Below are 13,420 nucleotides of genomic sequence, written 5' to 3'. Positions count from 1 at the left end.
ACAAACGTTCTATTTGATAAGGGGGATATTTTAAAATGAAAGAACCTATTATAGTAAAAAAAGAAGCTTTCCAAGCAATCGGCGTTTCGATTACGACGACAAATGAAATAGAGGCATCTACTGAAGGAAAAATCCCACAACTTTGGAACCGCTACTTCCAAGAACAAATGATGCATCACATCCCAAATCAACAAACGAAAGAAACATTCGCTTTCTACTCAAATTACGAATCAGATGAAACTGGTACATATCAATTTACAATCGGTATGCCCGTTTCTTCATTAGAAGACGTTCCTGAAAATATGACAATTTTAACAATACCTGCCGCTACGTATGCGGTATTTACAACGAGAAAGGGACCAGTTGCTGAAGTGGTTTGCGAGGCTTGGGAATATATTTGGAAATGGTCAAAAGAAAACAAACGTGCTTTTACAACAGACTTTGAGCTTTATGATGAAAAAGCAACAGATCCAACTAACGTACAATTGGATATTTATATTGCATTAGCCTGAACGACAAAAGAGAAGATACCAAATGGTATCTTCTTTTTTGTCGTTAAATAGCCACTGTGCAAACCCAACATTATTGTCTACAATGAGAAAGTGCAGTATAGAAATATTAGAAACTGTATAAAACGATTGTTAATAGGTTTTTTAGTTTAAATTTGTCACATAGAAAGGAAGCAATATGGAGGAACTACAACAAAATAAATCTGCTTTAAAAGAAAATGCGAAACCGTTATTAAAAAATACGAATTTCCTTTTTCTTTGGGCAGCTACTCTTTTTTCAAGTTTTGCTTTAGCCTTTTTTACTTTTTCACAAACGTGGTACATAGCAAAAACATTAAACCTTGAGGCTTCACTCGGTGTTGTTTTCGTAGCTCTTAGTGTTCCAAGGCTTATTTTTATGATTATCGGCGGTGCTGTAGCTGATAAATTCCCGAAAAAAAACATTATGTTTTATTCTAATATTATTCGTGCTATTCTCGTCGCAACCATCCTTACATGGTTCATCGTAGGTGATGTAACACTATATACATTTGCTTTATTCGCTTTATTCTTCGGGCTTGCTGATGCTTTTTTCTGGTCAGCTGATGGATCTATCTTGCCTGAACTTGTAGAAAAAAGCCGTTTAACACAAGCAAACTCACTTACACAAATGTCAAATCAAGCATCGGTCATCCTAGGCCCTGTACTTGGCGGAATTCTTATTAAATTTACGAACTATGAAACGATCTTTTCGATCACGATTTTATTACTAATCGTCGCAGCCATACTCGTTCAAAAAATACAATTTACGATGCCAGAACAGCAAAATACAGACAAAGGCATGTTCACTTCTATTAAAGAAGGAATCTTATATGTAAAGGAATCACCATTCCTTTCAACCTTCCTTATTTGTAGTGCCTTTTTAAACTTATTTTTAATCGGCCCGATGCAAGTCGGTTTCCCGCTTTTCGTTAAAAATGTTCTGCACGGTGACTCGCTTCAGTTTAGTTACTTAGAAGCATCTGTAGGGGGCGGAATGGCAATAGGCGCTGTCATTGTCGGTTTAAAAAATATTAATCGTAGACGCGGTCTATTTTGCATTATCATGATGCTACTGTCTGGTGTATTCTTCTTATCCATCAACTTTAGCACCGTACTTTGGCAAGCATTATTAGCTGGCATGTTTTACGGTATTACAATTGCAATGGCTATCGTTCCGCTTATGGCGATGATTCAATCGACAGTAAAAGAAGAAATGATGGGACGCGTAATGAGTCTACTTATGCTCTCATCAATGGGCTTTATCCCGCTTTCTTATGCATTCACATCAATCGCACTTGCAATAGGAATTCCAATCGTAACCGTTATGAAAAGCGGTGCAATCGCCGTTATCGTCTTCGTACTATTTGTAGCGATTCGTGTTCCAGTTGTAAGGAAGTTTGATTAACTACTTGGAGTCATGTATTATACGCATGGCTCTTTTTTAAACGGATTAAATAACGTTATCCCCTTACTCCTTCTCACAGCTGCTCCCCATTCTAATCCAACCTCTAAAAATAGATCCCGCACTGTACTATATAGAAGCGCCTTCACATTTTTACGGATTTCCCCGTATTTATACGCTCTCACAACACTCTTTACTCGCCAAATGAAGTTTCCATACACTTCTTCATCCGCTAATATTTGCTCCAGTAAAACACCTTGCTCTAGTAACCCGCTCTTTTTATATGCAAGTTCCACCTTACTCCAAAATATATTAATCTTCTTCGGATTACGCGTCATCGGCACAAGTGCGTATATAAAAGGCTTCGGTATATCGTGACGGCAATACGTCTCATCAAGCTCGTACGTTTCTTTTCTATTCTCTTTTATTTGTGGAATGTTTTTAAAAAGAATTGTTTCCCCTTCACTTTTTTGCTCATTTTTACTACAGCCATCTGCACGATCCTCACTTTCACATGCGGACAGTTTCATACGGTCATCCATGCGGTCAATTGCAGATGTAAGAAATACATATAAGTTCGCACTATATCCGCCGCGCTTATGTCTTTCTTTTGTCGCAACACGCTTTATAATTCCTAGTTCCTCTAATTTTGCAATTGAACGGCGTACTGTACGAATACTTTTTCCAACATTTGTAGCAATCGTCTCCATTAACGGACAAGCAACTCCCACTGTTTTCTGTTTCTCATTCACCGCATACTTCCCTAAAAAATAAATGATAGTTGTATCCGTTTTATTTAATTGAAATCGATAGCACTTCAAAATTTGTCTTTGATATGTATTAAACTCTTCTTTACTTCGAAATTCACTATATGGTTTCATTAAATTATATAAGCTTCCCATTTTTATCACCTCATTTATAGGTAAGAGTCAGGAAGCAAAATTGGCGGGGTATTTTAAATTTTTTTGGAGGTGACAATATGATCGTAATTAGCGCTTGTTTAGGTGGCATCGCTTGTCGGTATGATGGAAATGACAATCTCGTTTCAAAAATAGAGGAGCTACTGCAACAAGAAGATACAGTCCTCATTTGTCCTGAAGTATTAGGAGGATTACCAACGCCTCGTCCTTCAGCTGAAATTATTGGCGGGAATGGCGATGACGTTTTGGATGGAAAAGCAAAAGTGGTGACAAAAGACGGTGAAGATGTCACAGAAGCATTTGTAAATGGCGCTTATAAAGCTCTAGAACAAATGAAAGGTTTACATCCTGAATATATTATTTTGAAAGAACGTAGTCCATCTTGTGGTAGTTCTACGATTTACACTGGAGAATTTAACGGGAATAAGCAAACTGGTTACGGGGTAACAACTGCTTTATTCAAAAGACATGGATTTAAAGTCATTTCAGAAGAGGATTTTGAGAATATAAAAAGGAATTGACCCTGTTCGTCAATTCCTTCTTCTGTCTTATTTCACACTTAATTTTTCTTTCACTTTCGCAGGAAGCTCATCTTTCTTTACTTCTTCCCAAGCTGATACACCTTTTTTATCTGAATGATATACACGTAGGAATGCATCTTTACGTAAGTTTTTTTGTGCAGTAAATTCTAATTCTTTCTCTTTACCGTCTTTATCAAAGCCAGTTAGCTTATATTCATAATCTTTAAATTTTTGACCATTATCAGCTTTACTATGAACTTCTTTTCCATCTACTGTAATTTGAACGTAGTACTCATCTTTACCCATACGGTTAATATCACAACCAACTAACAGACTTGCGAATACAACTAAAATACTAAACAGTGCAATGTATCTTTTCATTTCCTTCACCTCATATGTTTTTTCTTATATTCTTATCTTAAAGCCCAGAGCTTAAAGAAGAAATTCAAAAACATGACATGAACATTACACTTTTGTAAGATAATAATTATTTCTTCACTCTAGAAACCGTCATCCCGTCACCAATTGGAATAAGTACAGATTCTAACCTCGGATGATTGGCTACTACTTCATTAAACTTCTTCATAACTTCTGTATAACGTTTTGATTTCACACTTTCACCCACTACACTACCGCCAGCTAAAACATTATCTGTAACAATTACAGCACCTGGTTTAGCAAGCTCAATACAATACGTTAAATAATTTTCATAATTCTCCTTATCGGCATCGATAAAGAAGAAATCAAATCGCTTATTACCTGCAGCTAATTTTTCAAGACTTTGTAAGGCAGCACCAGTCATATACGACACTTGTTTTCCAAATCCCGCTTTATGTAGATTATGATGTGCTATCTCTGCATATTTCTCTTCTAATTCAAGAGAAGTTAACATGCCTTCTTCTCCAAAACCTTTCGCAAGACAAATTCCGCTATACCCACCTAATGCACCTATTTCTAAAATATCTTTCGCTCCAGAAATGGAAACTAACATCGTTAAAAGTTTACCCGAAGAAGGCGATACCGATATCGGCGGCATTTCGTTTTCTTTTATGGAAACAATCACTTCATCCAAAAGGACATCTTGGCCACAAAACACTGAATCGATATAACGATTAATTTGTTTCATCAGATGCAGTCCCTTGCTCTAGATTTTCCTTCTCATCTAACATAGGCGCTTCTTCTGTTTCACTCTCATGTATTTCAAATAGTTGTGTAAATTCATTAATAACCATATCAATTGCCTTTAATTCCCCGATTAAAATTTGCTGAATAGACTGGAATTCCGGCTCACTTAACTGTTGTTTAATTGTCGCTCGTTTCAAATTCATCATTTCTAAAAAGGCAATCGCTCTCCCGCGGCGAAATGTTTTCGGTCCGCGATGATGCGATCCGTCTCTCCCTTTATGACGCTCACCACGGTGGTGTCCTTCTTTCATGAACTTATCTTTTCTCATTTCAAATCCCCCTTTGTATACAAATGTATACATTTATTTCGTTAATCAAAAGTGTATACGTTTGTATACAAAATGTCAAAACAAAAGAAAAACCGCTACTTAAAAAGGAATCATTTAACTCCTTTCTAAGTAGCGGTTTCGTTTTCAATATGTGAAAAGGGATTTCTAAATGATGAATTGAATATATATTTATTGTTTTCTAGTTTTCGAGAGGTGAAATAATATGAATCCTATTTTATTAGATGTTCCGTTACAAATAGAAACAGACAGACTCATTCTTCGGGCACCACTTCAAGCTGGTGAAGGGAATATAGTACACGAAGCTATTAAAGATTCAATTAGTGAATTAAAGCAGTGGTTGCTTTTATTCCAGTCAATTCCTACTGTTGAAGAAACGGAAATTCTCCTGAGAAATGCGCATATAGATTTTTTGAAAAGAGAAAGCTTTCGCTATCTTATCTACCATAAGGAGACGAATGATTTTATTGGAACTGCTAGCCTTCACGAAATTGATTGGAAGGTTTCTAAATGTGAAATTGGATACTGGATTAACACGCAATTTAGTGGAAATGGATATATGACAGAAGTAGTAAGTGCGTTAACAAACTTTGGATTTCAGTTATTCAAATTTAGAAGGATTGAAATACGATGTGAATCTAACAATACGAAAAGTCGTGCGATCCCTGAAAAATTAGGCTTTGAGCTTGAAGGGATATTACGTAATGAAGATTTTTCAGCTGACGGCAAACAACTAACTAATACCTGCATATATGCAAAGATAAATTAGTTTAAGATTTTAAAACTCGTTGTACAAATATCTTAAGGCTGGTTTCTAAATTTAGAAGGTAGCTTTTTGATTTTTCACGGCAAAAGAAAAGACCTCCTTAACGATTATTCCATCGCTAAAAAGGTCTTTTTCTATTTCGGCTAAAAATTTAGCACTCTTCTGGCTTACCAGCATTCGATGCTGTACGGAAAGATGATCCACATCCGCATGATGCGATTGCGTTTGGATTGTCGATTGTGAATCCACCGCCAAGCATAGATTGTTTATAATCAATTTTTACTCCTTTAACAATCGGAGCACTTTCTGTATCGATAACAAATTCAACACCGAAAAACTCAAGAACTGTGTCGTCTTCTTTTGGTTCTACTTCAAATCCTAACCCGTAAGAAAGGCCAGTACATCCGCCGCCATGTACAGCAAGGCGCACGTACTTCTCTCCATCTTCAGCATCTTTTAACATATCTTTAATTTGAAAAGCTGCTTGTTCTGTTACTTCAATCATGAAATACACCATCCTTTCTGTTCTCATTCTATTATACATCTTTACGCTTCTATCTTGTACTCATACACTCCGCGGCAAATTACTTCTGCTGGTCCTTTCATTAACACATTGCCTTCTTCTGTCCATGCAATCATTAAATCGCCGCCAGCTAAATGAACTGTAATTTCCTTACCATGTTCCATTTTCCCATTTAAAATAGAGGCTACAACTGCAGCACACGCCCCTGTTCCGCAAGCTTGTGTTACACCAGATCCACGTTCCCAAACACGGAAGTTCATCTCTGCATCATTCAAAATTTCGACGAATTCAACATTTACTCGCTCTGGGAACATTTCATGTGTCTCCAGGACTGGACCAAGTGTTGTAAGAGGTGCTTGCTCTACATCATCAACAAAAATAACCGCATGCGGATTCCCCATTGAAACAGCTGTAAATGCATAACGATGATTATTGTATAAGAAGTTTTCACGAATAAATGGTGTTTCACCTTCACCAAGCATCGGTATTTCTGCACGTGTTAAACGCGGTGCTCCCATATCGATTTTCGCTAATGTAACTTTCCCTTCTTCTACCGTTACTTCCGCTGTTACAATACCAGCTAACGTTTCAATTTTGAAAACTGTTTCTTCTACTAGTTTATGCTCATACGCATATTTCGCTACGCAGCGTAAACCGTTACCACAGCTCTTTCCTTCTGAACCATCATTATTAAACATGCGCATTTTCACCGGAGCTACGTCAGATGGACAAATTAAAATCATTCCATCTGCTCCAATACCAGTATTAATATTTGAAACCTTTTCCGCCACAAGAACTAAATCTTCTTCAGGAATTTGTTCTTCAAACATATTTACATATATATAACTATTGCCAAGACCATGCATTTTTGTAAAAGAAAATTGGCTCATTTGTATTCACTCCAAAAATAGTTTGTTATTTTAAGTATAAAATGCACGCTTTTAGAACACAATATGAATGTCCCCCGTTTCTCATATTTGACAACATTTGGCGATGAGCCATTCTTGCACAAATTGTGTAAGAAAAAAGCCCTTCTACAAGGGCCTTTTTTATTTACATACAATATTATCCTCCCCCGCGAAAGAAGATTTTATCTAATAGAAAAAGGTGCTGCTGATTGCAACACCTTAAAACATTGGATTTTCATCCAAATACTCATATACATTATGGACAAGTTCTTCTACTGTAGCACCTTGTACGACTTCACCATTTACAAGTGCAAACGGCCCTTCAAAACAAATACCACAATATCCTAAACAACCATATTCCATTACATCTAAATTCGGATCTTTTTCTAATTTCTCTAAAGCTGCTTGTGAACCACTCGCAAGGTTACCTACACAAAATTCAATTAATGGTTTAATCAAAATTCTCCCCCCTGTACTACAAAACAAATTACCTTCTGACTATCTATAAGAAGAAAACTAAGCTGTCTCTTGTTGTTTTCGTTATACATTCTAAACTATTTAGTTACTTCACTATTTCACTTCAAAGTAGATGGACTTATTTTATATAACATGCTGCTCGCAATGAAATAGTAATTAAAAAGGAAAAACAGTTTACTTTACTTTTCTTCTTATTGTACAACAGAGTATTCATTCATGCATTGTTATTTGTTCACAAATTCGATATAATTTGATTGAGTAAAGTCAAAATATTTTATTAATATAAAATTGTATGATTAGGGGATATTTCAACAGAAAAGGGGTAATCCATCATGAAACACCTCGTAATACTAGGTGGCGGCTACGGTGGAATGAGAATTCTGCAGCGGCTACTTCCAAGCAACCAACTTCCAGATGATGTACAAGTGACATTAATCGACAAAGTACCATACCATTGCTTCAAAACTGAATATTATGCATTAGTTGCGGGTACTATTTCAGAAACACATATTCGTATACCGTTTCCCGAGCACCCACGCCTCAATATTCAATACGGCACAATAACAAATATTGATCTCGAAGAAAAAGCTGTTCATCTCGATGGCGGCGAAGCAATCCCATATGATGATTTAATTATCGGTCTTGGCTGTGAGGATAAATATCATAACGTTCCTGGGGCGAAGGAATATACACATAGCCTACAATCGATTGAACAAACACGTAAGACATATGAACAATTAAATAGTCTAGAACCAAACGCAACAGTAGCTGTCGTTGGTGCTGGATTAAGTGGCGTTGAAGTTGCAAGTGAACTTCGCGAAAGCCGTTCTGATTTAAAAATTCACTTATTTGATCGAAAAGATAGAATTCTATTCCCATATCCAGAGAAATTAAGTAGATACGTAGAAGAATGGTTCGTAAAACATAAGGTTACTATTATACGAAACTCTAACATTACAAAAGTAGAACCAAATATTGTGTACAACCACGATGAGCCACTTGAATGTGATGCAATCGTCTGGACAGCTGGTATTCAAGCAAATGAAGTTGTTCGAAACCTTCCAGTTGAACAAGATGGTAGCGGACGGGTTGTTTTAACAAAATATCACAATATTCCAAATAACGAGCACGTGTATGTTGTAGGAGATTGCGCAGCACTTCCACACGCTCCATCTGCACAACTTGCTGAAGGTCAAGGAGAGCAAATTGTCCAAATATTATTAAAACGTTGGAATAATGAACCACTTCCTGACGAACTACCTGTAATTAAATTAAAAGGTGTTCTCGGCTCTCTTGGTAAGAAGCACGGCTTTGGTTTACTTGCAAACCAACCATTAATGGGACGTGTACCGAGATTATTAAAATCCGGTCTTCTTTGGATGTACAAGTATCATAAAGGTTAATACTTTACAGACTGTCTACTAAATAGGCAGTCTCTTTTATGAGTTAAAATATAATTATCAGACACATCTTTCTCAATATGAATAATGATTTATTTTTCATTTTTATATTAAAAACTATTGATAAACAGTGTATGCTATTTATAAGTTGTTTTATTATTTCCTTTAAGACCGAAGTCATTCGGTCTTATTTTTTATGTTGTAAATACTTTTACAGGAGGTATTCCATTTCACTTATGAACTTAACGAAACTAAACGATCGAATAGAAGCGAAGAAGAAAGAATTGATCTATCTCGTTGAAAAGTACGGATTCACTCATGATAAAGTGATTTCTTTCAGCCAAGAATTAGATCGTTTACTTAACTTATTAATAGAACTCAAGACGAAGAAAAAACGTTGCTCTTTATAACCTTTATCCTCCCTTTTTTGATACGATAGAACTAGAATCAGAAAGGAGCCATCTATGTTTATATTAAAAGACGTTACATATAAAGATATACTACAAATTCCTTATTTACAGATTCAAAAAGAAAAAATCACATGTATTATCGGTGAGAGTGGGAGCGGAAAAAGTACATTGCTCCGCATGCTAAATGATTTGCAATCTCCAACATCCGGTACAATTAAATATAACGGAAAACTGATTTCTGATTATCCTCCTATTCAATTACGACGTGACGTAGTCATGCTTGGGCAAACGCCACCTATTTTTGATGGAACGATTAAAGACAATCTATTAATGGGACTTCGTTTTTCTGAAAAACCATTTCCAAATGACGATGCCTTGCGAAGCGCATTAACGACTGTTAGCTTAGAAAAAAATTTAGAAGACAACGCTGATTCATTATCAGGCGGAGAAAAACAACGACTTGCTTTTGCACGTATCGTACTTATGGATCCACCTGTTTATTTATTAGATGAACCAACCTCGGCACTAGATAGCGATACAGAACGCCGCGTTATGAAACAATTTACTATGCTAGCAAGAGAAAAGAAAAAAACAGTTATCTTCATTACACACTCACAACAACTTCCAGAAAGAATTGCAGACGATATTATTGAAATTAGTAAAACAAACGGTGCAACTAGAAAGGAAGTGCTCTCAATTGAAGGGCGTTATTGAACTCCAAATTTGGCAACTTGCCGCTGCATATATTTTTATTCTTATTTTAATTGGACTTGTAAAATTAAAAGGGATTCCGCGTGAAAAACAAATTGCGCTCGCAACATTCCGTATGACGATTCAGCTCGTACTTGTTGCATATGTCCTTACATACGTATTTGAAAATAGTAATCCATTTTATACAATTGCTCTTATTACTTCTATTACTACCTTTGCAATTTTTAATATTTATAAACGGGTTAACATCCCGATGTCTAAAGAATTAAAACGAGTAGCCGCGCTTTCCATGGTTGCCGGATCAATTGGGCCACTTCTACTATTTATCTTTGTTATTATCGGTCATGATCCTTGGTATGCGCCGCAATATATCGTTCCGATTACGGGAATGTTAGTTGGGAATGCGATGACAGGTGTTTCTCTCGGTGCAAATACGTTCTTAAATAATATGAAATCGCAAAGAGGTCAAATTGAAGGCTCACTTATGCTTGGCGCAACACCGAAAGAAGCCGCTGCGCCGCTCATACGAGACGCTTTTGACTCTGCTATTTTACCAACAATCAATTCTATGGTCGGAATGGGGATTATAAGCTTACCAGGCATGATGACTGGTCAAATCTTATCTGGTGTATCACCATTTACAGCCATTCAATATCAAATCGCCATTATACTTGGTATTTCAGGAAGCACTGCCTTTGCTGTTATTATCTTCTTACAGCTTGGATATAAAACATTCTTTAATAAGCGGTGTCAGTTGAAAGAGATTGACTATGGCGTGAAATGAATCGTACCTCTCGCTTGGTAAATGATGCACCGTTCTCGGTGAGTGAAATTATATCGACGATTTTTCGAATATATCTATCATAACTCAAAATATATCAACGATTTTTGAAATATATCGGCGATTCGACAAGGAATATCGACTTACCGACAAAAAATGACATAATAAAAAGAGGAGGCCTATTCGCCTCCTCTTTTACTTACGCCTTCTTCACGAATTGTGATTTTAACTTCATTGCTCCGAAACCGTCGATTTTGCAATCGATATCGTGATCGCCATCAACTAGACGGATACTCTTTACTTTCGTACCGATCTTCACAACTGAAGAAGTTCCTTTTACCTTTAAATCTTTAATAACAGTAACAGCATCGCCGTCTTGAAGAACGTTTCCGTTCGCATCTTTTACAACTTTTGCACCATCATTATTTTCAGCTTCTGCTTCTTGGCCCCACTCATGAGCACATTCTGGACATACGAAAAGAACGCCATCCTCATACGTATATTCTGAATTACATTTTGGACAATTTGGTAAAGTAGCCATAAATTCATTTCCTCCGTTCATTATTTATACGTAAAAATCAAAATTGATGTTTACATCTCGATAAATAAAATTTGTATAGCATTTCTTTATAGTGCCATAGTCTTACGTTATTGACAAGCCTACCTCAAATTCTCATTTTTTATTGTATTTTACAAAATTTCAATTCATATACCGTTTCCAATGAAAAAAGAAGAACCCTCACAAGATTCTTCTTTTCAAAATGAACGAGTTCTCAATAGAAACTCCAACTATTTTCTTCAATGTAAAATTGATACTCTTCTAACTCTTCTTCACTTAACTTCTTATTATTCTCATATACTTCTTGCCATTCAAAATAGTCTTCACTAAAATAAACAGCAAATTTTATTTTCACATTTTTCTTCCCTGTATAATCATAACCAGTAAACTCTACTACGTCATAATCTTTTTCTTTCTTCACAAACTTCCAAGTTGGATCATCTGTCATAATCTCTAAAGTAACACCTTCACCACTTGAACGAACAACATTTTTAATGTTCGGCTCAGTTGGTAAAAGGGAAAGTCCAAACATAGCTCCACCAAATACTATCGTCACTATAACTTGTAAACCAATCATGCTAGCAAAACTAGCGCCACCCTTTGATTGTAAGTAATATGCCTTCTCATGATCAGGCATATTTTCTTCCTTATGTAAAATACGGACAGCATGCTTATAATATAAACGGTTTCCTTGCCATCCAGTAAATATCATCATTCCTAATTGAAAAACTAGACCAATTGATAAAAAAATTCCATCTGGAATATCTATAAAAGGAGTTACAAATATACTAGGTACCGCCAGTAACGTAAGTATAATAAACAACTTATACATTTTACGATAAGCTAACCAAAAAACTGGGAAGAAAAAGGCTACCCAATTCCACGTATTTCCTTGCGCTGGATTTTCTACTTTTCCCCACTTAAAGTCATAATACGCCGTATTCTTTTGAACGACTGTATGTAACTGTTGCGGAGAAATTGTTTCTTGTAAAACAGTGTCCCTCACGTACATCATCCTTTTCTCATTTCTACATACGTGTATTTTATAGAAATAAAAAGAAGGAATCTAACAAAAAGTACATATATTTCATAAAAATGAACGGAAATCGAATCTATTCCGACAATTACCTGTTTATTATTCCATTTTACTTTTAAATATATTAGAATACTTATGAATGATATGTTTAATACACTAAGTTAATTATTTTGTATATTTGATAATAAAATGTTTCACATGAAACTATCCATATTTCGTATTACCTTTCCTCTACACAGTACATGTAAATCCATTTCTACAAAATACGAAAGACGCCCTTTTCAAAAGGCGTCTTTTTACAGTTGAAAATTTACTAATATAAAAAATGCATTATTTAATAAATGAATCCCCCATGGGACGAGTAAGTTATTTGTTTTCTTATACGTATAGGCTAAACATATACCGCCACCAAAAATATATAAAACACTCCCTACTGTAAGTGGATGTCCTAAAGTAAATATAAAAGCACTTATAACAATACTAGTAAGTGTAGAAAAGCGCTGAGATAATTTTGTGAAAAACATCCCCCGAAATAAAAGTTCTTCCCAAATCGGTGCAAAAGTGGTGAGTACAACTATGTATAAAATGATTTCACTTTTAGTAGGCTCTATTACTATATTAGATTCATTCACCCCAAGCCCATGTGGTAAAACTAAATTTAATACTGCAAGATATATAAGCAGTACGATCATCGTCATTACTATCGTTACATAATGCTTAAAATTATTGAACTGTATTGTTTTTAATAAATGTACACAGTAATTTCTCGCTGGTGAATATATTAAGATAATAGTAAGAAATGTTAAAGGCGGAATAAGATGATCTACATACCATGGATATAAGGAAGAGTCATAAACAAGGTTCAAAAAACCCACTCCATACATTACCCCAAAAATAATTATTATCATACTAATTACTTCGCGCATACTCATTACTACATACTTTTCTTCATAAGTAGCTAATTCTGTATTCATCCTATCCCCTCCAGTATAATTAAACCTTTT

18 protein-coding genes are annotated in these 13,420 nt (G+C 35.6%); 8 read left to right on the top strand and 10 right to left on the bottom strand.

Translation table 11 applies throughout. The features are described 5' to 3' along the window. Positions 1 to 35 precede the first annotated feature (35 nt). Both DN392_RS10800 and DN392_RS10795 read left to right on the top strand, forming a co-directional pair. Positions 36 to 512: a GyrI-like domain-containing protein gene (locus DN392_RS10800; protein WP_064057627.1), complete on the top strand. Its 477-nt coding sequence runs from the start codon at positions 36 to 38 to the stop codon at positions 510 to 512. A gap of 175 nt (positions 513 to 687) precedes the next feature. Next, complete coding sequence (locus DN392_RS10795; protein ID WP_046959971.1) at positions 688 to 1,935, top strand: MFS transporter; 1,248 nt, start codon at positions 688 to 690, stop codon at positions 1,933 to 1,935. 17 nt (positions 1,936 to 1,952) lie between these two features. On the opposite strand, the gene DN392_RS10790 is transcribed toward DN392_RS10795, so the two are convergent. Then, positions 1,953 to 2,834: a helix-turn-helix domain-containing protein gene (locus tag DN392_RS10790; RefSeq protein ID WP_000535283.1), complete on the bottom strand. Its 882-nt coding sequence runs from the start codon at positions 2,832 to 2,834 to the stop codon at positions 1,953 to 1,955. A gap of 77 nt (positions 2,835 to 2,911) precedes the next feature. On the opposite strand from DN392_RS10790, the gene DN392_RS10785 reads away from it, so the two are divergent. Continuing rightward, complete coding sequence (locus DN392_RS10785) at positions 2,912 to 3,373, top strand: 2-thiouracil desulfurase family protein (protein WP_048566611.1); 462 nt, start codon at positions 2,912 to 2,914, stop codon at positions 3,371 to 3,373. Between the two features lie 27 nt (positions 3,374 to 3,400). On the opposite strand, the gene DN392_RS10780 is transcribed toward DN392_RS10785, so the two are convergent. From DN392_RS10780 to DN392_RS10770, 3 genes are all read right to left on the bottom strand, one after another. Further along, complete coding sequence (locus tag DN392_RS10780; protein ID WP_000833130.1) at positions 3,401 to 3,754, bottom strand: YxeA family protein; 354 nt, start codon at positions 3,752 to 3,754, stop codon at positions 3,401 to 3,403. 106 nt (positions 3,755 to 3,860) lie between these two features. Then, positions 3,861 to 4,499 carry an O-methyltransferase gene (locus tag DN392_RS10775; RefSeq protein ID WP_000809687.1) on the bottom strand — a complete coding sequence of 213 codons (639 nt, stop codon included), beginning with the start codon at positions 4,497 to 4,499 and terminating at the stop codon, positions 3,861 to 3,863. Further along, a complete protein-coding gene (locus DN392_RS10770) occupies positions 4,486 to 4,827 on the bottom strand; it encodes a hypothetical protein (protein WP_001224265.1) in 342 nt (113 codons plus the stop codon). Before DN392_RS10770 ends, DN392_RS10775 begins: the two co-directional genes overlap by 14 nt. Positions 4,828 to 5,050: 223 nt before the next feature. On the opposite strand from DN392_RS10770, the gene DN392_RS10765 reads away from it, so the two are divergent. Continuing rightward, positions 5,051 to 5,614, top strand: a complete 564-nt coding sequence (locus tag DN392_RS10765; protein ID WP_001068193.1) for a GNAT family N-acetyltransferase — start codon at positions 5,051 to 5,053, stop codon at positions 5,612 to 5,614. 148 nt (positions 5,615 to 5,762) lie between these two features. On the opposite strand, the gene DN392_RS10760 is transcribed toward DN392_RS10765, so the two are convergent. From DN392_RS10760 to DN392_RS10750, 3 genes are all read right to left on the bottom strand, one after another. After that, positions 5,763 to 6,116 (bottom strand): HesB/IscA family protein, encoded by a 354-nt coding sequence (locus DN392_RS10760; RefSeq protein WP_000573829.1) that lies wholly within the window; start codon positions 6,114 to 6,116, stop codon positions 5,763 to 5,765. Positions 6,117 to 6,157: 41 nt separating this feature from the next. Next, a complete protein-coding gene (gene dapF, locus DN392_RS10755; protein WP_000077406.1) occupies positions 6,158 to 7,024 on the bottom strand; it encodes a diaminopimelate epimerase in 867 nt (288 codons plus the stop codon). A 237-nt stretch (positions 7,025 to 7,261) separates the two neighbouring features. Further along, a complete protein-coding gene (locus DN392_RS10750; protein WP_000595024.1) occupies positions 7,262 to 7,501 on the bottom strand; it encodes a YuzB family protein in 240 nt (79 codons plus the stop codon). 350 nt (positions 7,502 to 7,851) lie between these two features. Here DN392_RS10750 and DN392_RS10745 point away from each other — a divergent pair, with 350 nt between their 5' ends. The 4 genes from DN392_RS10745 (at position 7,852) to DN392_RS10730 (ending at position 10,824) form a co-directional block, all read left to right on the top strand. Beyond that, positions 7,852 to 8,922, top strand: a complete 1,071-nt coding sequence (locus DN392_RS10745) for an NAD(P)/FAD-dependent oxidoreductase (protein WP_000682062.1) — start codon at positions 7,852 to 7,854, stop codon at positions 8,920 to 8,922. Positions 8,923 to 9,155: 233 nt separating this feature from the next. Further along, positions 9,156 to 9,329 carry an aspartyl-phosphate phosphatase Spo0E family protein gene (locus DN392_RS10740; RefSeq protein ID WP_001054620.1) on the top strand — a complete coding sequence of 58 codons (174 nt, stop codon included), beginning with the start codon at positions 9,156 to 9,158 and terminating at the stop codon, positions 9,327 to 9,329. Between the two features lie 54 nt (positions 9,330 to 9,383). Beyond that, the gene (locus tag DN392_RS10735; RefSeq protein WP_000470292.1) at positions 9,384 to 10,043 is read left to right on the top strand and encodes an ABC transporter ATP-binding protein; all 660 of its coding nucleotides are present in this window, start codon (positions 9,384 to 9,386) and stop codon (positions 10,041 to 10,043) included. Next, a complete protein-coding gene (locus tag DN392_RS10730; RefSeq protein ID WP_000679268.1) occupies positions 10,027 to 10,824 on the top strand; it encodes an ABC transporter permease in 798 nt (265 codons plus the stop codon). Before DN392_RS10735 ends, DN392_RS10730 begins: the two co-directional genes overlap by 17 nt. 196 nt (positions 10,825 to 11,020) lie before the next feature. Here the strand turns inward: DN392_RS10730 and phnA are convergent, their stop codons facing one another. The 3 genes from phnA to DN392_RS10715 form a co-directional block, all read right to left on the bottom strand. Next, a complete protein-coding gene (gene phnA / locus DN392_RS10725; RefSeq protein WP_000212737.1) occupies positions 11,021 to 11,362 on the bottom strand; it encodes an alkylphosphonate utilization operon protein PhnA in 342 nt (113 codons plus the stop codon). 232 nt (positions 11,363 to 11,594) lie between these two features. Then, positions 11,595 to 12,392, bottom strand: a complete 798-nt coding sequence (locus DN392_RS10720; RefSeq protein WP_088321316.1) for a DUF2628 domain-containing protein — start codon at positions 12,390 to 12,392, stop codon at positions 11,595 to 11,597. A 320-nt stretch (positions 12,393 to 12,712) separates the two neighbouring features. Beyond that, positions 12,713 to 13,390, bottom strand: coding sequence for a CPBP family intramembrane glutamic endopeptidase (locus DN392_RS10715; RefSeq protein ID WP_001091021.1), 678 nt, complete (start codon positions 13,388 to 13,390; stop codon positions 12,713 to 12,715). Between the last annotated feature and the right edge of the window lie 30 nt (positions 13,391 to 13,420).

Source organism: Bacillus sp. BB51/4, from assembly GCF_008368845.1.
In the GTDB taxonomy this organism is placed as follows: Bacteria; Bacillota; Bacilli; order Bacillales; family Bacillaceae_G; genus Bacillus_A; species Bacillus_A wiedmannii.
This window is presented reverse-complemented; position numbering and strand designations above follow the sequence as displayed.